This window comes from Mycolicibacterium lutetiense (genome assembly GCF_017876775.1).
Taxonomy (GTDB): Bacteria; Actinomycetota; Actinomycetes; order Mycobacteriales; family Mycobacteriaceae; genus Mycobacterium; species Mycobacterium lutetiense.
Map to the genome: position 1 here is coordinate 1,434,119 of NZ_JAGIOP010000001.1, position 21,154 is coordinate 1,455,272.

Consider the following 21,154-nt stretch of genomic DNA (forward strand, 5'->3'; position numbering starts at 1 on the left):
CGGTTTTGGGGCAGTTTTGCGTCTGCTCGCGCCTAGAGCTGTACCGGGTAGTGCGGTTCGGAGATCTGCGGGGTCACGCTGTGCTCGACGAAGATGGCGTGCCACAGCATGAAGATCAGCACGGTCCACAGCCGGCGGCTGTGATCGCTGACGCCGCTGCGGTGCTCGTCGAGCATGGTGCGGACCACGGACCGATCGATCAGGGCGTCGGTTTGGGAGGACGCCGTCATGGCGTACGCCCAGTCCATCAGCTCGCCGGCGCGCAGCCAATGCCGGATCGGCACCGGGAAGCCCAGCTTCGGGCGGTTCAGCACGTGGGGCGGAATGATCGGCTCCAGTGCGCGGCGCAGTGCGTACTTGGTCGTCGAGCGGGTGATCTTCTGATCGACCGGCAGCCGGGAGGCCACCGCGAAAACCTCTGGGTCCAGGAACGGCACCCGCAGTTCCAGCGAGTTGGCCATGGTGATCTTGTCGGCCTTGACCAGGATGTCGCCCCGCAGCCAGGTGAACAGGTCGATATGCTGCATCCGGGCGACCGGATCCCAGCCGCGCGATTCGGCGTACAGCGGACCGGTGACGTCGGTGTGCGTCCATTCCGGCCGGAAGCCCGGCAGTACCGCCCGTAGCTGCTCATCGGAGAAGCTACGGGCATTGCCGTAGTACCGCTCCTCGAGCGTCAGCGAACCGCGGTGCAGCAGACTCTTGCCGCGCATCCCCTCCGGCAGCGGTTTGGACGCCTTGCCCAGCGACTTGCGCACCGGCCCCGGCAGGTAGTCGAAAGGCCTCAGGGACAACGGTTCCCGGTAGATCGTGTAACCGCCGAACAACTCGTCGGCACCCTCGCCGGACAGCACCACCTTCACGTGCTTGCGGGCCTCGCGGGCGATGAAGAACAGCGGCACCAGGGCCGGGTCGGCCACCGGTTCGTCCAGATACCAGACGATCTCGGGCAACGCCTCGACGAACTCCGCCTGGCTGACGACCTTGGTGACATGCCGGGCGCCGATGGCTTCCGCGGACGCGACGGCCACGTCCACCTCGGAGAAGCCCTCGCGTTCGAATCCGGTGGTGAATGTGATCAGCCGGGGATTGTGGCGCATCGCCAGCGCCGCGGTCGCCGTCGAGTCGATGCCGCCGGACAGGAAGGCGCCGACGGTCACATCGGCCCGCATGTGTTTGGCGACGGAATCTTCCAGGGCGGCGGTGATCTCGTCGTAGCGGGACTGCTCGGCACCCTTGACGAACGGCACCGCATTGAATTTCGGCACGAAGTAGCGGGTCACCTCGGGACGGCCACCCGGCTTCAACCGTGCATAGCTGCCTGATTCCAGCCGGCGGATACCGCGGTGCAGCGTCTCGGGTTCGGGCACGTACTGCAGCACGGTGTAGTGCTGCACGGCCCGCTCGTCGATGCCCAGGTCGAGTCCCAGCAGATCAGCCAGGTCCAGCAGGCACTTCTTCTCGCTGCCCACCGCGGTGCCGCCCGGCCCGGTGGCCATGAACAGTGGCTTGATGCCGAACGGATCCCTGGCGCAGAACAATTCACGCTCGACGGTGTCCCACACCGCGAACGCGAACATGCCGCGCAGTCGGCTCAGTGCGCCGGCGCCCCAGTGGTGGTAGGCCGCGACGATGGCCTCGCCGTCACCGTCGGTGTGAAATACCGCACCGAACTCCGCGCGCAGCTCCTCACGCAATTCCAGATAGTTGTAGATCTCACCGTTGAAGACGAGCGCGTAACGGTCCGGCGCCTCTGCGGGTCCCCAGCGCAACGGCTGGTGACTGTGCGCGATATCGATGATCGACAACCGGTTGAAACCGAGCACCACGGCGGCGTCGCCGCTGGTATCCGCCCACGTCCCGGGCTCGTCGGGGCCCCGGTGACGCATCAGGTGGGAAGCGCCCGCCACCGCGTCGACCAGCTGCGATCCGGCGTCGGGGGAGACATCACCCCGGGAGGATTCGGATGGGTCAGTTACCAACGCGAGCAGTCCGCACACCGCGCCAGTATGTCTGATCCGGCGGCTCCACGAGACCACCACCCGGGCCGTTGCGCCGGTCGCTCCGCTCCTGTCGCGACGGCATTCCCGAGTCGCTTCACTCCCGTGGACTGGCGTGGTCTACGCTGCGTAGTATTCGCAAAACAACGACCGGTCGCGGTCGCGAAATACCGATCTAGGAGGCGCCAACGTGACACCTCGCGGGCTTAAGAAGGTGGCCCGAGCGGCGTTGTTGACCATTGTCCTGGGTGGCTCAGCGCTATTGCTGAGCGGCTGCAGCTGGCAGGACGCACTTGCGCTCGGTTGGCCGACCGGAATCACTCCGGAGGGCAAACTCAACCGCGAGCTGTGGATCGGCTCGGTGATTGCGTCCTTCGTGGTGGGCGCCATCGTGTGGGCCCTGATTTTCTGGTCGAGTGCGTTCCACCGGAAGAAGAAGGGCGACACCGAGCTGCCGCGCCAGTTCGGCTACAACATGCCGCTGGAGCTGGCGCTGACGGTCATCCCGTTCCTCATCATCTCGGTGCTGTTCTACTTCACCGTGGTGGTCCAGGAGCGCATGTTGCACAAGGACCCGAACCCCGAGGTCGTCATCGACGTGACTGCCTTCCAGTGGAACTGGAAGTTCGGTTACCAGAAGATCGACTTCGCCGACGGCACGTTCGACTATGACGGTGTCGACGCAGAGCGCAAGGCTGCGATGACGTCCAAGCCGGAGGGCAAGGATGCGCACGGCAACGAGAAGGTCGGCGCGGTGCACGGTCTCAACCCTGAGGACCGCACCTACCTGAACTTCGACAAGATCGAGACCCTGGGCACCTCCACCGAGATTCCGGTGCTGGTGGTTCCGGTGGGCAAGCGCATCGAGTTCCAGCTCAACTCCGCGGACGTGATCCACGGTTTCTGGGTGCCGGAGTTCCTCTTCAAGCGTGACGTGATGCCCCAACCGGTGGCCAACAACTCGGACTACATCTTCCAGGTCAGCAAGATCGAGCAGACCGGCGCATTTGTCGGGCGCTGCACCGAGATGTGCGGTACCTACCATTCGATGATGAACTTCGAGGTCCGGGTCGTCGAACCGGCCGACTTCAAGGCCTACATCGACCAGCGCGAGGCGGGCAAGACCAACGCCGAGGCGTTGGCGGCGATCAACCAGCCGCCGCTGGCAACCACCACGCACCCGTTCGATACCCGACGCGGCGAGCAGGCACCGCAGGCGAGCAAGTAGGGGCTACACGCAATGCATATTGAAGCTCGACTGTTCGAGATCCTCACCGCGTTCTTCGCGCTGTCGGCGGTGGTGTACGCCGTATTGACGGCGATGTTCGCCACCGGTGGCGTGGAGTGGGCCGGTACCACCGCGCTCGCTCTCACCACCGGACTGACCCTGATCATCGGCACGTTCTTCCGCTTCGTGGCGCGGCGTCTCGACACCCGCCCCGAAGACTACGAAGATGCCGAGATCAGCGACGGCGCAGGGGAACTGGGTTTCTTCTCGCCGCACAGCTGGTGGCCGATCCTGATCGCGCTGGCCTTCTCGGTCGTTGCGGTGGGCACCGCCCTGTGGCTGCCCTGGTTGATGGTCGCCGGCATCTGCTTCGTGCTGACAGCGGTTGGCGGCCTGGTCTTCGAGTACTACTGGGGTGCTGAGAAGCACTGACCCGTTCGGACGTGCCGATTGTGGCCTGCTCAAGGTCACAATCGGGCCGTCACTTCATCCGCCACCGGCAGCGCCGGACTCGCCGGCTTCGCCTCGTTCGGTAATGTTGCCGGGGCACTGTCACCAGCGAACGGTTTCGTTCGTCCCGCGTGGCAGTGAAGTTGTCGAGAAGGATAGGCGTAGATGAGCGGGCCGAATCCCCCAGAACCGGGTGCCTCCGGTTCTGATCTGCCGGATCAACCCGGAAAACACTCCGCACCTGAGGTTCCGAGTCAGGTAGCGGGCGCAGGCGCGGATGACAGCGAGACGGATTTCTACTCGCAGGCGTACTCCGCGCCGGAGTCGGAGCAGTTCACCAGCGGTCCCTACGTGCCCGCCGATGTGGCGCTCTACGACTACGACGACTACGACCCGGCGACCGAACTGGTCGACACTGGTCCTCCGCCGCGCTGGCCGTGGGTGGTCGGTATCACCGCCATCATCGCGGCGGTAGCCCTGGTGACTTCGGTAGGCGTCCTGGTTTCGCGCGACGACGACACCACCAACCTGGCAACCCCGCAGCCGAGCAGCACCACGTCGGCGCCGCCGGTGCAGGACGAGATCACCACGACGACTCCACCGCCGCCTCCTCCGCCCACATCGGAGGAGGTGCCGCCTCCGCCGCCCCCGGAGACGGTGACGGTTACCGAACCGCCGCCCCCTGCGCCCGTGCCGACCCACGAGGCGCCCCCGCCGGCCCCAGGTACGACGACGGCGCCGCCGACCACCACCACGACGCAGGCCGGGCCGCGTCAGGTCACGTATTCCGTGACGGGTACCAAGGCGCCGGGTGACATCATCACGATCACCTACGTGGACGGGAACGGAAACCGGCGCACGCTGCGCAACGTCTACATCCCGTGGACCTTCACGATGACCCCGATCTCCAACTCGGATGTCGGCTCGGTCGAGGCGTCCAGTCTGTTCCTGGTCAGCAGACTGAACTGCTCGATCACGGCCAGCGACGGTACGGTCCTCTCGTCGAACGCCAACAACTCGGCCCAGACTGCCTGCTGATGTCCCGGCCGATCAGCGAACTCGACAACACCGACCGGGTTCTGCTGGGCGCGTGTGCCGCGGTGTGGCTCGCCGCGCTGGGTGCCGGAGTGGCGGCCGTCGTGGCCCTGGTGGACCTGGGCCGCAGCCATCCGCAGGGCTCCGAGAGTGCCGACACTCCCTGGCTGCTGTACACCGTGATCGGCCTGTCGGTGCTGGTGATCGCCGGGGCGGTGCCGCTGTTGCTGCGGGCCCGGGCCCAGGCCGGCAACCGCCAGCCCGGACGGCGGCCCCAGCCGCCGGCTCGCTCACCTCGCCCGATCGGGGGTAGCTACCGGGCTGCGCCGGTCGAGATGAGCCGCTACACCACGGGCAACGACGCTGCCGCGGCCGAGGCGGTGTGGCTCCGGTTCCTCCTGGCGACCGTCTGCGCCATCGGGTTTGGGGCAGCGGCCATCGGGTTGGGCACCTATCTCATGGCAACAGGCAGTGACGTGGCTGCCTGGTGCCTCTACGGCCTGGCCGGTGTGGTCACCGCGGGCCTCGTCGCGCTGCCGATCGTGGCGCTGCGGCAGCGCGACTCACCGTCTGTTTAGTCCTCCCCGGTCCGGAACCCGGCCGGTCGTCCAGGTACCTCACCCGCCGTTTGTTCGGCCCCGGGTCAGTCGGCTCAGCCACAACTGCGCTAAGCCCAACTGCTCTAAGCCCAACGTGGGAGTGCCCGCTCGCGCGTGTAGCGCTACGGCGATTCTCCGGCCGGTTCTGCGCCCTGACGCAACGCACGCGGAACACCGCGGAACACCAGGGGCGCAGCAGTGTCCGGCAGCTCCACATAAAACAATCGCCGCAACCTCTCCGGGGAGAGTGTTGCGGCGATTGTTTGGGTGCGACGGCGGGGCCGTCAGTCAGGCTAGGGGAGTGGTCAGTGATGACCGTTGGTGTCCCCGTTGCCATTTCGTTCCTGCTGCTCGCGCAGCGCGGTCAGTGCCTTGTGCTCGGAGGCGTGTGCGGCCTCGGTGAGCGCGTCGTTCTCGACGGCCGGATCGGCGAACAAGAAGCTGCCGGTGCCGGGTGAACCGGCCGACCCGAGCTTGTTCATCCGCTTCGGCAGGGCAGCACCCTGGTACTCCAACGGGATCGGGTGGCCGTGATCGTCGACCGGTCCCAGAGGCTGGTGCAGCTCGACGTAGGCACCGTGCGGCAGGCGCTTGATGATGCCGGTCTCGATGCCGTGCTCCAGCACCGCACGATCGCTGCGCTGCAAGGAGATCGCCCACCGGTAGGTGACGAAGTACACGATCGCCGGGAGCACCACCATGCCGATACGACCGATCCAGGTGGTCGCGTTCAGCGAGATGTGGAACTTGAACGCGATGATGTCGTTCATCGCGGCCAGGGTCAGCACCATGTAGAACGCGATCGCCATGGCACCGATTGCGGTACGCACCGGCACATCACGCGGACGCTGCAGCAGGTTGTGGTGAGCGTCGTCGCCGGTCACCTTCCGCTCGATGAACGGGTAGGCGATCAGCAGGCCGAAGACACCGCCCATGATCAACGCGACCCAGACCACCGCGGGGATGGTGTGGCCGAACGGGTAGAACTCCCATGCCGGCCAGATACGCGCCAGGCCTTCGGTCCACATCATGTAGAAGTCGGGCTGGCTACCGGCCGAGATCTGCGACGGTTTGTACGGTCCCAGATTCCAGATCGGGTTGATCGTCAGCAGGCCACCCATGAGGCCGAGCACGCCGGTGATCAGGGCGAAGAACGCACCCGACTTCACCGCGAACACCGGCATGACGCGCACGCCGACGACGTTGTGCTCGGTCCGGCCGGGGCCGGGGAACTGGGTGTGCTTCTGGAACCACACCAGCGCCATGTGCGCACCGATGAGGGCCAGGATGATGCCCGGGAGCAGCAGGATGTGCAGTGCGTAGAGGCGCGGGATCAGGATCTCGCCCGGGAAGTCACCGCCGAACAGTGCCCAGTGCAGCCAGGTGCCGATGATCGGCATGCCCAGGGTGATCGACGACAGCGCGGCGCGCAGACCGATACCGGACAGCAGATCGTCGGGCAGCGAGTAACCGAAGTAGCCCTCGAACATCGCCAGGATGAGCAGCAGCGAGCCGATCACCCAGTTGGCCTCACGTGGGCGGCGGAACGCACCGGTGAAGAAGATGCGCGCCATGTGCACCATGATCGATGCGGCGAACATCAGTGCGGCCCAGTGGTGGATCTGGCGGACGAACAGACCGCCGCGCACCTCGAAGCTGATCTGCAGTGCGGACTCGTAGGCCCGCGACATCTGCACACCGCGAAGTGGTTGGTACACACCGTCGTAGGTGACGTGCGCCATCGACGGATCGAAGAACAGCGTCAGCCAGACACCGGTGATCAGCAGGACGATGAAGCTGTACAGCGCGATCTCACCCAGCAGGAAGGACCAGTGGGTGGGGAACACCTTGTTCAGCTGGCGACGCACCGCCGCCGAGGGGTGGTAGCGCGAATCGATCGCATCGCCTTGGGCGGCTGCCATCTTGGCAAGGTCAGGGCTCATGATTTGCGCTCCCAGAATGCCGGTCCGACGGGCTCCACGAAGTCGCCGTTGGCGACCAGGTAGCCGTCTTTGTCGATGGTGATGGGCAGCTGCGCCAATGCGCGCGCAGCCGGACCGAAGATCGGCTTTGCGAAGTGCAACGCGTCGAACTGCGACTGGTGGCACGGGCAAAGGATCCGGTAGGTCTGCTGCTCGTACAGCGACGAGGGGCAACCCAGGTGCGAGCAGACCTTGGTGTAGGCGAACAGCTCACCGAAGTTGAAGCTCTCCTGGCCCTTACGCTTGACCACCCTGGACATGTCGGCCGGCTTGATGCGGATCAACATGACCGGGTTACGGACACCCATCGAGATTGCGGTCAGGTGATGCTCGGACTCGACGGTGGTGCCGTCGCCGTCCGACGCCCGCCACGGGAAAACGGTTTCCATGCCACCGGCGTCGAGGTCCTCGGGCCGCATCTTCACGAACGGCGACGAGCCGGGCCGTCCGGTTGCGCGGGCCAGGTAGATCGTCTCGCCGTGGAACCGAGGCGTCCACCCTGAGGTCCACAACTCGGCCTTCTTGCCTTCGGCGGTGGGAACCACGGGCTTCCACGGGTTCTTGATCAACCCGCCGATGAAGGCCACCAGTGTGCCGGCGCCGAATGCACCGAGACCGATACCCAGCGACAAGCCGATCAGCTTGCGGCGCTTGACGGTCGAGCCCTCCATGGCGTCGGTCAGGTTGGCCGCGATGGTCTTGCGGTCCAACTCGGGGGAGCGCCCGTCGTGGCGGTCCTGGACCGAGATCTCCTCGGGAATGAACTTCTTCTGGAACAGCACCGCGCCGATGCCGATCGCCAGGATCGACAGGCCGAAAGTGAGGCCGTACAGCGGGGTGGCCAGCGAGTAGAGGAACTCACCCTCCGAACCGAAGGGCTGGTATTCCCACGGCCAGAACAGGAAGATCACCAACAGCGCCAGACCCGAAAGGCCGCCGAGCAGAAGCCAGTAGGCGACCAGGCGCTCGCTGCGCTTCTCGGCCTTGGTCCCTGCGACCGGCCAGCGCGGCTCCTTGAAGATGGTCTCGACGCCGTCGATCTTGCCGCCGAGCTCGACGAGCTCCTCACGCGACATCTCGGCCAGTTCGGCGTCGGTCGGGATCTTCGGCTTGTTGTCGGTCATGCTCGTGCCCCGATCCACATCGCGATGCCGATAGCGGCGACCATTCCGATGATCCACATCGCCATGCCTTCGGGACCGGGACCGAAGCCGCCGAGTCCGTAGCCGCCGTAGCTGGGCGTCTGAGCCGACTCGCGGACGTAGGCGACGATGTCGCGCTTCTCTTCCGGCGACAGCTGCCGGTCGGAGAACTTGGGCATGTTCTGCGGCCCGGTCAGCATCGCCGTGTAGATCTGTGCCGGCTTGGCATCACTGAGGTCGGGTGCGTACTTACCGGAGGACAGCGCGCCGCCCTTACCGGTGAAGTTGTGGCAGGACGCGCAGTTCAGCCGGAACAGGTCGCCACCGCGGGCCACGTCGGACCCGATCAGCGACTCCTGGGCTACGCCGCCGTGCTCATTGCGCATCAAGGTGGGGCCGCCACCGTTGGCCTGAACGAAGGCGCCGAGGGCGTCGATCTGATCCTCGTCGAAGTGCTCGGGCTTGGCGGGTGCCTGGGCCTCACCGCGCATCGCGGGCATGCGACCGGTCGACACCTGGAAGTACACCGCAGCCTCGCCGGTGCCGATCAGGCTGGGCCCACGATCGGGCACACCCTGCAGGTTGGCGCCGTGGCAGGAAATGCACGACGTGTCGAACAGTTGCTTACCCGTGCGCAGCAGCGCCGACTGCGATTCGTCGGCAACCGCGACCTGCGGTGTGGGCGTCAGCGTGGCCGCAACACCACCTGCGACTGACAGGCCGACCAGCAGCAGGATCCCTGCTGACAGTCGTCGGCGCAGTCGTCGGCGCGACTTGCTGGTCATCGAACCCCTTCTCATCGAATCGAACATCGGCCGGCCGATCAGCGGACGAAGTAGATGGTGGCGAACAGCGCAATCCAGACGATGTCGACGAAGTGCCAGTAGTACGAGACGACGATCGCCGCAGTGGCCTGCGCAGGCGTGAATTTACTCATCTTGGTGCGGGCCAGCAGCAAGATGAAGGCAACTAGTCCACCGATGACGTGCAGGCCGTGGAAGCCGGTCGTCAGGTAGAACACCGATCCGTAGGCACTGCCCGGGATGGTGGTGCCTTCGGCGACCAGGTGGATGTACTCGTATCCCTGGCCCATTACGAAGAACAGCCCCATCAGGAACGTGATCACGTACCAGCGGCGCAGCCCGAACACGTCGCCGCGCTCGGCAGCAAACACGCCCATCTGGCAGGTGAAGGATGACGCGATCAGAACCAGCGTCACCGGAACGGCAAGGGCCAAATTGAGTTCGGTCGGCTCGGGTGGCCAGTTGCCACCGGCTTGCGCGCGCGCGGTGAAATACATCGCGAAGAGTCCAGCAAAGAACATGAGCTCGCTGGAAAGCCACACGATGGTGCCGACACTGACCATGTTCGGTCTGTTCAGCGAATGAACGCGCGACGTTATTGCCGTTCCCGAGGTACCTACAGCGCTCGTCACATCCGCAAGTATGACGCTTTGTAGTTGTCGAACTCCACCCGGGTCGAGCAATTGATCTGAAACGTGTCGCCTTCGGGTCGGCAGGGCCGAAGGGCGCACACCCGTGCAGCGATAACATTCGGCGGTGGCTCCTGCATCTTCACCTCAGTTCCTGCCGGCGGACCCGTCCTCCCGACGCTCGGGGGTGACGCCGTCATGGCCGGCCATTCTCGGGCGCCTGACCACTCAGCAGAGCCTGCCCAACGGTTACGCGGCATGGGCCATGGACCAGATCATGACCGGGGTCGCGACCCCGGCTCAGATCGCCGGCTTCGCGGTGGCGATGAAGATGAAGCGACCGACCTCGGCTGAGGTCGGGGAGCTGGCCGACATCATGCTGTCGCACGCACGCCGAGTGCCGACGGGACAGATCGGTCACGAGACGGTCGACATCGTCGGGACCGGTGGCGACGGGGCCAACACGGTCAACCTGTCGACCATGGCGGCCATCGTGGTGGCGGCTTGCGGCGTTCCGGTGATCAAACACGGCAACCGGGCGGCGTCCTCACTGTCGGGCGGCGCCGACACCCTGGAGGCGCTCGGGGTTCGGATCGACCTGGGCCCGGACGAGGTGGCCCGCAGTGTCGCCGAGGTCGGCATCGGGTTCGCCTTCGCGCCGCAGTTCCACCCCTCGTATCGGCACGCCTCGGTGGTGCGCCGGGAGATCGGGGTCCCTACCGTCTTCAATCTGCTCGGACCACTCACCAATCCGGCGGCGCCGCGGGCCGGCTTGATCGGTTGTGCATTCGACGATCTGGCCGAGGTGATGGCCGGGGTGTACGCCGCCCGTGGTTCCAGCGTGCTGGTGGTGCACGGCGACGACGGTCTCGACGAGCTCACCACCACGACCACCAGCACCATCTGGCGCGTCCAGGCCGGCACGGTGGACCGGTTGAAGTTCGACCCTGCGGCCTTCGGCTTCAAACGTGCCGACATCAGTGAGTTGGTCGGCGGCGACGCGACGGCCAACGCCGCCGAGGCGCGGGCCGTGCTGGCTGGGGCCAAAGGGCCGGTGCGTGACGCAGTCGTGCTCAATGCGGCGGGTGCCATGGTCGCCCATGCCGGGCTAGCCAGCGACGCCAAGTGGGTGCCGGCGTGGGAGGCCGGTCTGAAGCGCGCCGTCGAGGCGATCGACTCGGGTGCGGCCGAACAACTGCTCGCGCGTTGGGTGCGGTTCAGCCTGCAGTTCTGAGTTCTGCTGCTGGGCAGCGGCCAGCCGCGCCGAGCGGGCGGTGGCCGCCCACTCCGCATAGCGGCCCGCGGTCCCGATGCGTGTCGCGTAGCCGGTGTCGGTGCGCACGATGCGGACCCCGGGTGCGGCCAGCCAGCGGGCGATAAGCGCGGTCTCCTCCACGAGTGCGCCGCCCAAAGGCGTTGCGGTGGGCAGGATCACCTGCGCGGCCGCACAGATGGCGTCGACCACCGGCATCGGCGGAACTCCGCGCCCGGCGGTCCCCGCTCCGGCCAGTTGGCCGTGGCGGACCACCGCGAAGTGCCAACCGCCGTCGCCGTCGGCGCGGGCGGCCACGAGTTCGGGGACGTCGGCCAGCGCGCGCAACCGCTGCCCCCGCCACAGCGCCTCGATGGCCACCGCGGCGTGATCACGCAGCCGCGCCGCGCTCTCGTACCGCCGGGCCGCCGCAACCTCGCCGATGTGGATCAATGTGGCGGCGAGGGCACTGTGGTCGGTGCCGTCGACCAGCGCGGTGGCACGTTGCACCGCGGCCGCATATTGCGCGGTCCCGATGTCCTGCGAGGCCGGGCACGGAGACAGTTCGACCTCGGGGCAGCGGTGCGTGGCTGCCGCACCGAAGCGGGCCGTGCAGGTGCGCACCCCGGTGAACCGGGCCAGCAGCGCCGCCGACCGTATCGCGTCGGACCGGGCCGAGAATGGTCCGAAAGCGGTGCGGTGCCCGGGGTTTCGCACCGTCGAGAATCTCGGGAAGGCCTCGTCGGTGAGGGCAACCCACCACCATCGCTGCGGGTACTTGGAGCGCCGGTTGTACGGCGGCGCGTGGGCCGCGAGCAGTCGCAGCTCCCGGACGCCCGCCTCCAGATCGTGGGCGCATTCGACATGGTCGACGACGCGCGCCAGTGAGGCCATCTCCTTCATCCGGGCCCGCGGATCGGCACCGGTGAAGTACTGCCGGACCCGGCGTCGCAGGTCCACCGCCGTGCCGACATAGAGCACCTCGTCGGAAGGTCCACGGAACAGATAGACGCCGGGGCGGTTGGGCAGCCGGTCGGCCAGTGAGCGGTTGCGGCGCTGGGCCGGCGTGACGTCGGGCAGATAGTTCCGGAGGTCGGCGAAGGTGTGGATGCCTTGGTTGCCGACCCGCTCGATCAGCCCGTGCAGAACGTCGACGGTGGCGCGGGCGTCGTCGAGGGCACGGTGGGTGGGTGTGGTGGACGCGCCGAACAACTGCGCCAGCGCCGACAGTTTCACGCTGGGCGCCTCGTCCCGGGTGAGGACGCGGCGGGCGAGTTTCACCGTGCACAGCACCGGAGGCCGCGGCCAGCCGAGCTCCGCACGTTGGGCCGCGGCCCGCAGGAAGCCGATGTCGAACCCGGCGTTGTGGGCGACCAGTACCGCGCCCCGGGAGAACTCCAGGAATGCGGGAAGCACTGATTCAATGCGCGGTGCGTCGCGCACCATCGCCGTGGTGATCCCGGTGAGCTCGACGATCTGCGGTGGGATGGAACGGCCGGGGTCGACGAGCGTGGCCAGCTCGCCGAGCACCTCGCCGCCGCGAATCTTGACCGCACCGATCTCGGTGATGGCGTCGAAGGCGTCGCCCGGTGCCTTCGCAGTGGCCCGGCCCCCGGTGGTCTCCAGATCCACCACCACGAAGGTGGTGTCCGCGAGTGAGATGGTGTCGAAGCCGGCGCCGGGATCGAACTGCAGGGCCAGCTGCTCGGTGTCGGCGGTATTGCGCTGGCCCATGGGGATGACGGTAGATCCAGCCCCCGACAAGCGGGGCCAGGCTCGGCGCACCCGTTGACCTTTCTCGTCGCTGGTTGTCGGTGCACGGCGATACGGTGCGCCCAACACCGATCGAGAGGACGGTCAAGATGACCGGAATGCGCCAGGACCACTGGTTCTACGCCGACGAGCCGTACGGCGACGAACCGGACGCCGGCAGCGTGACCATCGACTGCGACGATTGCGCGGTACGCGGGCCCGGATGCCAGGACTGCGTCGTCAGTGTTCTGCTCGGGGTTCCGGAAACTTTGCTGGATGACGAGCGTCAGGCACTGGAAGTGCTCGCTGACGTGGGCCTTGCGCCGAGGCTGCGGCTCGTCCCGATTCACCGGAACGGTAGGTTCGGGGTCGCCTGACGACACGCAGCGCCTGACTCACAGGAAAATATCCAGGGTCGACTGTTAAATTTGCAGCTTCCGTTGGACAAGCCCGATGCCGTTTCGTAACCTATCTGAGACCTAAGAGCAGTTCGAGGCGGCTCGCCATCGCCATTTGTGAGGACGAAAACTTGAGGCACGAGCGCGCGCACCGGCCCACAAGTCGTGTCAAGCGACCCATCGCAGGTGTCATAGCGGGCTTGATCTTGATACCCGGATTCCTGGCCGCGAGTTCGCACGCCGATCCCGCCGACGATGCCATGGCAAAGCTCAACGAGCTGTCCCGCCAGGCCGAGCAGACCACTGAGGCCATGCACTCCGCCCAGCTCGACCTGAACAACAAGGTTGCGGCACAAGAGGCTGCGGAGAAGAAGCATACTGACGACACCTCGACGGTCGATCAGACCAAGTCGCAGCTGGCAACCTTTCAGTCTTCGGTCAATAAGGTAGCTGCGGCGCAGTACATGGGGGGCCGCACCTCCGGAGTCGATGCCATCCTGACTGCCGACTCGCCGCAGCAGCTGATCGAGCAGCTCGCCGTGCAGCGCGTGATGGCCACCGAGATGTCGGCGCAGATGAAGAACTTCCGCTCGGTGGGCGAGAAGGCCGCAGTGGCTGAGCGGGAGTCGGCCACATCGGCCGCCGAAGCCAAAACCGCCGCTGAGCAGGCCGCCGCAGTGCGCGCCGAACTGCAATCCAAGCAAAGTCAGCTGCAAGTTCAGATCGCCGTCGTCAAATCGCAGTACGAGGCACTCAGCCCGGCTCAGCGGGAAGCGATGAACGCCCTGCCGCCGGTCCCGCCGGTGCCTGCACCCGAGGCGTTGCCGCCGGCGCAGGATCCCGCAGTGTTGGCTGACCCGCCGAACGGTATTCCACCCGGTGACGTTGCCCCGCCCGAAGGCGCAGTCCCTGGTGAGGGCGGCGGGCATTCCGGCACCGTCATCCAGGCGGCGTTGAGCCGCATCGGCTCGCCTTACTCCTGGGGTGCGGCCGGCCCCAGCTCGTTCGACTGTTCGGGCCTGGTGATGTGGGCGTTCCAGCATGCCGGGATCGCGCTGCCGCATTCGAGCCAGGCCCTGGCCCGCGGCGGTCAACCCGTCTCGTCCGACTCGATGCAGCCGGGTGACGTGGTCACCTATTACTCCGATGCCTCCCATGTGGGCATCTACATCGGCGACGGGATGATGGTGCACGCGTCGACCTACGGCACCCCGGTTCGGGTCGCCCCGGTCAACAATGCGCCGATCTACAACGTCCGCCGGTACTGAGGGCACCCAGAAGTCCGGCAGCGGTACCGCACTGAGCGCGCGCCGGCGCCTGCTGGCCGCGTTGTTGCTGGTGGAACTGGCAGTGGCAGCGGCTCTGTTGTGGAAATCCGGCCCGGGCCCGTCACCGCCCCAGGCGGTGCCGCCGGGCATCACCACCGTGTCTGCCGTCCCTGCACCCGATCGGGTCACTGCGCTGGTGCTGCCCGATGGGCGTACCGCCCGGCTGCTCGCCCTCGGCGGGTCACAGTCCTCAGCCCTGCTTCAGCGGCTTCCCGCCGAACTTCCTGACGCAGTCGCCGCAGTTACCGAGTTCTGGGGTCCGGACTGGCCGCGCGACATCGAGATCGCGGTAGCGGGTTCTGATCAGCAGTTCCGGGTGCTGGCCGGCGGAGCCGCCGACATCGCCGCGACCACCACGGCCCAGCGGATCATGTTCGCCCCCGGCGCCGCCGGCATGAGCCCGGCCGCGCTACGAATTGTTTTGCGCCATGAGCTTTTTCATTACGCGGCCCGGTCGCGGACCGCGGCCGATGCGCCGCGCTGGCTCACCGAAGGAGTGGCCGACTACGTCGGCCGACCACCTGCCCCGCTACCCGGTCCGGCGCAGGCGGCGGCACTGGCCCAGCTGCCTACCGATGCCGATCTCGACACACCCGGCGCCGCCCGCAGTCTGGCCTATGACCGGGCATGGTGGTTCAGCCGCTATGTCGCCGACGCCTACGGTGTCCCGAAGCTGCGTGAGCTGTACCTGCGCGCATGCGGATCCGGCCACCCGAATGTGGCCACCGCAGTGCGCGAGACGCTGGGCGCCGACCTCGACGCCGTAGTTGCCGGTTGGCGTCGATGGCTGACCGGATAACCTGTCGCCGATGGACGGCAGAGGGCAGGGGATAGCGCGATGACGCGGGTTTTGTTGGTCACCAACGACTTTCCACCGCGACGCGGCGGTATCCAGTCATACCTGGAGGCGTTCGTCGGCGAGCTGGTGCGCGACGGCTCGCATCAGCTCACGGTGTACGCGCCGAAGTGGAAGGGCTGCGCAGATTACGATGCGGCCGCCGGGTACCAGGTGGTGCGGCATCCGACCACGCTGATGGTCCCCGAGCCGATGGTGGCGACGCGCATGCAGCGGTTGATCGCCGAGAACGACATCGAGACGGTGTGGTTCGGGGCGGCCGCGCCGCTGGCGCTGCTGGGCCCGCTGGCCCGGCGGGCCGGAGCCACGCGCGTGGTGGCGAGCACCCACGGACATGAGGTCGGTTGGTCGATGCTGCCGGTGGCGCGGAGCGCTTTGCGCCGCATCGGAGATGACGCCGACGTCGTGACGTTCATCAGCCGCTACACCCGCAGCAGGTTCGCGTCGGCGTTCGGTCCGCACGCGGCGTTGGAACGTCTGTCGCCCGGCGTCGACACCGACCGATTCGTACCCGACCCGGTGGCTCGCGCCGAGTTGCGTGCCCGCTACGGGCTGGGCCAACGTCCGGTGGTGGTGTGCCTGTCCCGTCTCGTACCGCGCAAGGGCCAGGACATGCTGATCCGAGCCTGGCCGGCCATCCGGCGCCGCATCCCCGACGCGGCGTTGGTCATCGTCGGCGGGGGACCGTATCTGCACAGTCTGCAACGGCTCGCGCACACGCATGACGTGGCGGCCGACGTGGTCTTCACCGGCGCGGTACCCGGCGCGGAATTACCCATGCACCACGCGATGGCCGACGTGTTCGCCATGCCGTGCCGGACCCGCGGCGCGGGCCTGGACGTCGAGGGACTGGGCATCGTCTATCTGGAGGCCTCGGCGTGCGGCGTGCCGGTGATCGCCGGAACCTCTGGCGGGGCACCGGAAACCGTTCTGGACGGCCAGACCGGCACCGTGGTGGACGGCACCGACGTCGCGGCGGTCGCGTCCGCCATTTCCGACCTACTGGCCGACCCGGGCCGCGCCGCCGCGATGGGTGTGGCCGGGCGGCACTGGGCCGTCGACAACTGGCAGTGGCGTTCGCAGGGCGCCCGGCTGACCGGGCTGCTGTCGGGCTGACCCGGGGTTCAGCTGTAGAGCGCCGCGATGTCGGCGGCGAACTTCTCGGCGACCACCTTGCGCTTCACCTTGAGTGTGGGGGTCAGTTCGCCGGTGTCCTCGGTGAAATCGACGGACAGGATCGCGAACTTGCGGATCGACTCGGCATGCGACACCGCCTGATTGGCATCCTTGACCGCCAGGTCGATCTCGGCCAGCAGGTCCGGGTCGTCGGTGAGATCGCCGACCGAGGCGCCGGCGTCCTTGCCGTTGCGCTGCTTCCAGCCGGGGAACGCCTCAGGGTCGATGGTGACGATCGCGGCGATGAACGGCTGCTGGTCACCGACGGCCATGGCCTGGCTGATCAACGGATGGGCCCGCAACCGGTCCTCAAGCAGCGCGGGGGCGACGTTCTTGCCGCCTGCGGTGACGATGATTTCCTTCTTGCGCCCGACGATGGTCAGGAAGCCGTCGTCGTCGATGGCCCCCAGATCGCCGGTGTGGAACCAGTCGTCGGTGAACACCGCGTTGGTCTCGGCCTCGTTGCCCCAGTAGCCGTTGAACACCACGCCGCCCTTGACCAGCAGCTCGCCGTCCTCCGCGAGGCGCATGCTGTTGCCGGGCATCAACTTGCCGACCGAGCCGACCTTGAGGTCGTTGACCCGGTTCACGGTGATCGCCGCGCTGGTCTCGGTGAGCCCGTAGCCCTCGTAGATGCTCAGTCCCACACCGCGATAGAAGTGACCGAGCCGCGCACCCAACGGTGCGCCGCCGGAGATGGCCGCCCGGCATTCGCCACCGAGGGCGGCCCGCAGCTTGCCGTAGACCAGCTTGTCGAACACTGCGTGCTTGGCGCGGAGCAGCAGGCCCGGCCCACCGGTGTCCTGGGCCTTGCTCCATTCGATCGCGGTGTCGGCGGCAATCGCGAAGATCTTGCCTTTGCCGTCGTTGCGGGCGTTCTGTTCGGCGGTGTTGTAGACCTTCTCGAACACGCGGGGAACCGAGACCACCAGGGTCGGCTTGAACACGCCGAAGGTCGGGACGAGGTTCTTGATGTCGCTGGTGAAGCCGAGGGTGACCTTGTTGGTGAAGGCCGCGATGGTGATCGCTCGGGCCAGTACGTGGGCCAGCGGCAGGAACACCAGCATCCGCTCACCCGGGGCCAGCTCATCGGGGAAGCAGGCCTTGGCTCCCCGGATCTCGTAGAGCAGGTTCGAATGGGTCAGCTGGCAGCCCTTGGGCTGGCCGGTCGTGCCCGAGGTGTAGATCAGGGTGGCCGGGTCGGCCGACCGGATGCCGGCGAGACGCTTGTCGAGTTCGGCGGCGTCGGCCGTCTTACCGGCTTCGGCCATGGCCTCCAGGGCGGGGGTGCCTGCACCGTCGATCTGCAGCACCTTGCGCAGCTCGGGCAGCTGGTCGCGGAGCTGCTCCACGGTCTTGGCATGCGATTCGGACTCCGCGAAGACGATCCGCGCCGCGGAGTTCTCCAGGACGAACCGCACCTGTTCGGCCGAGGAGGTCTCGTAGATCGGCACGGTCACCGCGCCGACGGACAGGATCGCGAAGTCGATGATCGGCCACTCGTAGCGGGTGGCCGAAAGGATCGCCACCCGGTCGCCGGGCTGGATGCCCTCGGCGATCAGGCCAAGGGCGACCGAGCGGATCTGACCGGCCGCCTCGGCGCAGGTCACGTCGGTCCAGGCGCCGTCGACCACGCGCCGGAAAATGATGTGGTCAGGGCTGTCGGCCGCGTGCGCGGATACCGAACTGACGACGCTGTCGTGCTCGCCGACGGTAAAGGAGGCGGGCACGCTGTACTCCCGCATGGACTCACGCACGATCTTGCCCTCCAGGCTTGTGATACTCGCTTTGCGAGTCAGCCTAGTCGGCCGCGGTAGGCAGGTGATCGGGCATGTGTGAAGCTAGTCCGCGATGAACAGCATTCAGATCGCCGACGAGACGTTCGTCTGCGCCGATCCGGTCGCCGTGGGCGCCGCGGTCGCCGATCCCGCCAGTTGGCGGCGGTGGTGGCCCGACCTGGTGCTCAAGGTCGTCGAGGATCGCGCCGACAAGGGCCACCGCTGGAGTGTGACCGGTGCGCTGACCGGCACCATGGAGGTCTGGCTGGAGGAGGTGATGGACGGTGTGGTGTTGCATTACTTCCTGCATGCCGAACCCTCCGGTGCCACGGCAAAGCAGTTGGCCGATATGGATCTGGCGAAGCTGAACCATCAGCGCCGCGTGACGGGCAAGGTGATGGCGTTCGGGATCAAACAGCGGTTGGAGTCGGCGCGTCCGGTCGGAGTGTCCCGACTGGCCTGACCGGTGTTGCCGGCGTCTCCCTAACGGGAGGGTAGATTTCTCGGCGAGAGCCAGACATCCCCGCGGGGAGAAGGGTGTGGCGGTGGCCGACAAGACGACACAGACCATCTACATCGACGCTGATCCGGTGACGGTGATGGATGTCATCGCAGATATCGGCTCGTACCCGCAATGGGTCGCCGAATACAAGGAAGCCGAGGTCCTCGAGACCGACGCGCAGGGCAATCCCAAGACCGCGAGGATGGTGCTCGACGCCGCGGTGCTCAAGGACACCATGGTGCTGGCCTACGTATGGCCTGCCGACCGCACCTCGGTGACCTGGTCGCTGGTGTCCAGTTCGCTGCTGCGGTCGCTGCATGGCGCATATCGCTTGGCGCCCAAAGGATCCGGTACCGAGGTCACCTATGAGCTTTCGGTCGATCTGATCATTCCGATGATCGGCCTGCTCAAGCGCAAGGCTGAGCGGCGGCTCACCGACACCGCGCTCAAAGACCTGAAGAAACGAGCAGAGGGCTGAGTGACTTCGCCGGACGGGAGCGCACGGACCCCTGCGAGGATCAGCCTGTTCGTCGGCAAGGGCGGGGTAGGTAAGTCGACGCTGGCGACCGCCACCGCGGTCCGGGACGCCGCGTCCGGTCACCGGGTGCTGATCGTGTCCACCGATCAGGCGCACTCCACCGGCGACGTCCTCGGGATCGCGCTCGCTCCCACCGGGCGGGGGGGTCCGACCCGGGTGCTCAGCGACCTGGACACCGGCCTGACCGACGCCGGCGGCGTCTTGGACGCACTTGCCCTGGACACGCTGGCGCTGCTGGGTGCGCGTTGGGTGGAGACGGCCGGCCCGTTGGCGGCCCGGTTCCCCGAGTCAGATCTGGGAAACATTGCCCCTGAAGAACTTTCGGCACTCCCCGGAATTCAGGAAGTCCTCGGACTGTACGAGGTGGGTGAGCTCGCCGATTCCGGACGCTGGGATCACGTGGTGGTGGACTGCGCCTCGACTGCCGATGCACTGCGGATGCTGACGTTGCCGGACACCTTCGGCTTGTATCTGGAACGAGCCTGGCCGCGGCACCGCCGACTGTCGGGCTCACCCGATGCGGTCAGTGCGGCCATCGTGACCCTGATCGAACGTGTCGATGCCGGTATCCGCCGGCTCGGCACCCTGCTCACCGACGGCTCACGGGTGAGCGCACATCTGGTGCTCACCCCGGAGCGGGTGGTGGCCGCCGAGGCCTCGCGGACCCTGGGATCGCTGGCCCTGATGGGCGTCGAGGTGGCCGAGATCATCGTCAATCAGATTTTGGTGCAGGATGATTCGTTCGAGTACCAGAACCTGCCTGCGCATCCCGCATTCGACTGGTACACCGAGCGGATCGCCGAGCAGCAGGCCGTCCTCGACGGCCTCGACGCCACGATCGGTGACGTGCAGTTGGTGCTCGTTCCGCACGTGCCGGGGGAGCCGATCGGCGCCAAGGCGCTGGGGGAGCTGATCGACGCTGCTCGACAGCGCGACGGGTCGCCGCCGCCGGGCCCGCTGCGGCCCATCGTCGACCGGGAGTCGGGGTCTGGACTCGAAGCGGTGTACCGGTTGCGGCTAGAGTTGCCGCAGATCGATTCGGCCGACCTCACGTTGGGTCGGGTCGATGACGACCTGATCATCGGCGTCGCAGGCATGCGTCGCCGGGTACGGTTGGCCTCTGTCCTGCGTCGGTGCATCGTGACGGATGCCCAATTGCGCGGTGGCGAGCTGACTGTACGTTTTCGTCCGAACCCGGAGGTGTGGCCGGCATGACGGGGTCTCATCCCGAGCTGGGTTCGGAGCTGCGGCAATTGGCGCAGGACATTCTGGACCGGTTGGATCCGGCGGTGCGGTTGGCAGCGGCCGCCCTTGCGGCGTCGGGCGACAGCGCCCCGGGCAAGTGCCAGCAGGTGTGGTGCCCGGTATGTGCGTTGGCCGCAGCGGTCAACGGCGAGCAGCATCCGCTGCTGTCGGTCATTGCCGAGCACAGTGTGGCGCTGCTGACGATGATTCGCGCTGTCCTCGATGAGGGAGCCGACGGTTCTGGCGGTAGCGGCTCGAGCGGAGGTAGCCCGGGACCCGATGGTGGGCCGGACGCTCCGCCGCCCGACGATTGCCCGCCCCCGCCGCCTCCCGGCCGGTACCAGCACATCCCGGTCACCGTACAAGACTGAGCAGACTGAGCAATTTGCTGTACCGCTGAGACTCAGCGGGTATCCAGGACTTGATGTGGTAGCCACAACATGGCCTGGGTACAGTTGTCC

At 67.0% G+C, this 21,154-nt stretch carries 19 protein-coding genes and 1 pseudogene; 13 read left to right on the forward strand and 7 right to left on the reverse strand.

Annotated elements, in window-relative coordinates; genetic code table 11:
- Positions 1-32: 32 nt before the first annotated feature.
- Positions 33-2,000, reverse strand: coding sequence for an asparagine synthase (glutamine-hydrolyzing) (gene asnB / locus JOF57_RS06865; RefSeq protein WP_209915168.1), 1,968 nt, complete (start codon positions 1,998-2,000; stop codon positions 33-35).
- 190 nt (positions 2,001-2,190) lie between these two features.
- Here asnB and ctaC point away from each other — a divergent pair, with 190 nt between their 5' ends.
- The 4 genes from ctaC to JOF57_RS06885 all read left to right on the forward strand — a co-directional run bounded on the left by ctaC (position 2,191) and on the right by JOF57_RS06885 (position 5,291).
- A complete protein-coding gene (gene ctaC, locus JOF57_RS06870) occupies positions 2,191-3,228 on the forward strand; it encodes an aa3-type cytochrome oxidase subunit II (RefSeq protein WP_209915170.1) in 1,038 nt (345 codons plus the stop codon).
- Positions 3,229-3,240: 12 nt separating this feature from the next.
- Positions 3,241-3,660: a cytochrome c oxidase subunit 4 gene (locus JOF57_RS06875; protein ID WP_209915173.1), complete on the forward strand. Its 420-nt coding sequence runs from the start codon at positions 3,241-3,243 to the stop codon at positions 3,658-3,660.
- A gap of 183 nt (positions 3,661-3,843) precedes the next feature.
- The gene (locus JOF57_RS06880; protein WP_209915176.1) at positions 3,844-4,716 is read left to right on the forward strand and encodes an MmpS family transport accessory protein; all 873 of its coding nucleotides are present in this window, start codon (positions 3,844-3,846) and stop codon (positions 4,714-4,716) included.
- A complete protein-coding gene (locus tag JOF57_RS06885) occupies positions 4,716-5,291 on the forward strand; it encodes a DUF2561 family protein (RefSeq protein WP_209915178.1) in 576 nt (191 codons plus the stop codon). Before JOF57_RS06880 ends, JOF57_RS06885 begins: the two co-directional genes overlap by 1 nt.
- Before the next feature lie 326 nt (positions 5,292-5,617).
- Here the strand turns inward: JOF57_RS06885 and qcrB are convergent, their stop codons facing one another.
- The 4 genes from qcrB to ctaE are packed head-to-tail and all read right to left on the reverse strand — an operon-like array spanning position 5,618 to position 9,871.
- Complete coding sequence (gene qcrB / locus JOF57_RS06890) at positions 5,618-7,255, reverse strand: cytochrome bc1 complex cytochrome b subunit (RefSeq protein ID WP_209915181.1); 1,638 nt, start codon at positions 7,253-7,255, stop codon at positions 5,618-5,620.
- Positions 7,252-8,418 carry a cytochrome bc1 complex Rieske iron-sulfur subunit gene (gene qcrA, locus JOF57_RS06895; RefSeq protein ID WP_209915183.1) on the reverse strand — a complete coding sequence of 389 codons (1,167 nt, stop codon included), beginning with the start codon at positions 8,416-8,418 and terminating at the stop codon, positions 7,252-7,254. The genes qcrB and qcrA overlap by 4 nt, the downstream gene beginning before the upstream one ends.
- Complete coding sequence (gene qcrC / locus JOF57_RS06900) at positions 8,415-9,221, reverse strand: cytochrome bc1 complex diheme cytochrome c subunit (protein WP_209915185.1); 807 nt, start codon at positions 9,219-9,221, stop codon at positions 8,415-8,417. The genes qcrA and qcrC overlap by 4 nt, the downstream gene beginning before the upstream one ends.
- Before the next feature lie 38 nt (positions 9,222-9,259).
- Positions 9,260-9,871, reverse strand: a complete 612-nt coding sequence (gene ctaE / locus JOF57_RS06905; protein ID WP_209915889.1) for an aa3-type cytochrome oxidase subunit III — start codon at positions 9,869-9,871, stop codon at positions 9,260-9,262.
- Between the two features lie 151 nt (positions 9,872-10,022).
- Between ctaE and trpD the strand changes: the two genes are divergently transcribed.
- Positions 10,023-11,102: an anthranilate phosphoribosyltransferase gene (gene trpD / locus JOF57_RS06910; RefSeq protein WP_234938017.1), complete on the forward strand. Its 1,080-nt coding sequence runs from the start codon at positions 10,023-10,025 to the stop codon at positions 11,100-11,102.
- On the opposite strand, the pseudogene JOF57_RS06915 reads toward trpD, so the two are convergent.
- Positions 11,040-12,854: pseudogene (locus tag JOF57_RS06915) on the reverse strand (DEDD exonuclease domain-containing protein); the annotation flags it as partial. The gene trpD and the pseudogene JOF57_RS06915 overlap by 63 nt on opposite strands.
- Positions 12,855-12,982: 128 nt before the next feature.
- Between JOF57_RS06915 and JOF57_RS06920 the strand changes: the two are divergent.
- The 4 genes from JOF57_RS06920 (at position 12,983) to pimB (ending at position 16,570) form a co-directional block, all read left to right on the forward strand.
- Positions 12,983-13,249, forward strand: a complete 267-nt coding sequence (locus tag JOF57_RS06920) for a hypothetical protein (RefSeq protein ID WP_407666542.1) — start codon at positions 12,983-12,985, stop codon at positions 13,247-13,249.
- Between the two features lie 152 nt (positions 13,250-13,401).
- Positions 13,402-14,538, forward strand: a complete 1,137-nt coding sequence (gene ripC / locus JOF57_RS06925) for a peptidoglycan hydrolase RipC (protein WP_209915194.1) — start codon at positions 13,402-13,404, stop codon at positions 14,536-14,538.
- On the forward strand, positions 14,507-15,397 hold the full coding sequence (locus JOF57_RS06930; RefSeq protein ID WP_209915197.1) for a peptidase: 891 nt from the start codon (positions 14,507-14,509) through the stop codon (positions 15,395-15,397). Before ripC ends, JOF57_RS06930 begins: the two co-directional genes overlap by 32 nt.
- Before the next feature lie 39 nt (positions 15,398-15,436).
- Positions 15,437-16,570: a GDP-mannose-dependent alpha-(1-6)-phosphatidylinositol monomannoside mannosyltransferase gene (gene pimB / locus JOF57_RS06935; protein WP_209915200.1), complete on the forward strand. Its 1,134-nt coding sequence runs from the start codon at positions 15,437-15,439 to the stop codon at positions 16,568-16,570.
- A gap of 8 nt (positions 16,571-16,578) precedes the next feature.
- On the opposite strand, the gene JOF57_RS06940 is transcribed toward pimB, so the two are convergent.
- Complete coding sequence (locus JOF57_RS06940) at positions 16,579-18,375, reverse strand: AMP-dependent synthetase/ligase (RefSeq protein WP_209915893.1); 1,797 nt, start codon at positions 18,373-18,375, stop codon at positions 16,579-16,581.
- Positions 18,376-18,481: 106 nt separating this feature from the next.
- On the opposite strand from JOF57_RS06940, the gene JOF57_RS06945 reads away from it, so the two are divergent.
- From JOF57_RS06945 to JOF57_RS06960, 4 genes are all read left to right on the forward strand, one after another.
- Complete coding sequence (locus JOF57_RS06945; RefSeq protein WP_209915203.1) at positions 18,482-18,871, forward strand: polyketide cyclase / dehydrase and lipid transport; 390 nt, start codon at positions 18,482-18,484, stop codon at positions 18,869-18,871.
- Between the two features lie 82 nt (positions 18,872-18,953).
- Positions 18,954-19,388: an SRPBCC family protein gene (locus tag JOF57_RS06950; protein WP_209915205.1), complete on the forward strand. Its 435-nt coding sequence runs from the start codon at positions 18,954-18,956 to the stop codon at positions 19,386-19,388.
- Positions 19,389-20,663 carry an ArsA family ATPase gene (locus JOF57_RS06955; RefSeq protein ID WP_209915209.1) on the forward strand — a complete coding sequence of 425 codons (1,275 nt, stop codon included), beginning with the start codon at positions 19,389-19,391 and terminating at the stop codon, positions 20,661-20,663. It begins immediately after the preceding gene.
- Entirely contained in the window at positions 20,660-21,064 is a 405-nt protein-coding gene (locus JOF57_RS06960) for a hypothetical protein (protein ID WP_209915212.1), read from the forward strand. Before JOF57_RS06955 ends, JOF57_RS06960 begins: the two co-directional genes overlap by 4 nt.
- Positions 21,065-21,154: the final 90 nt, after the last annotated feature.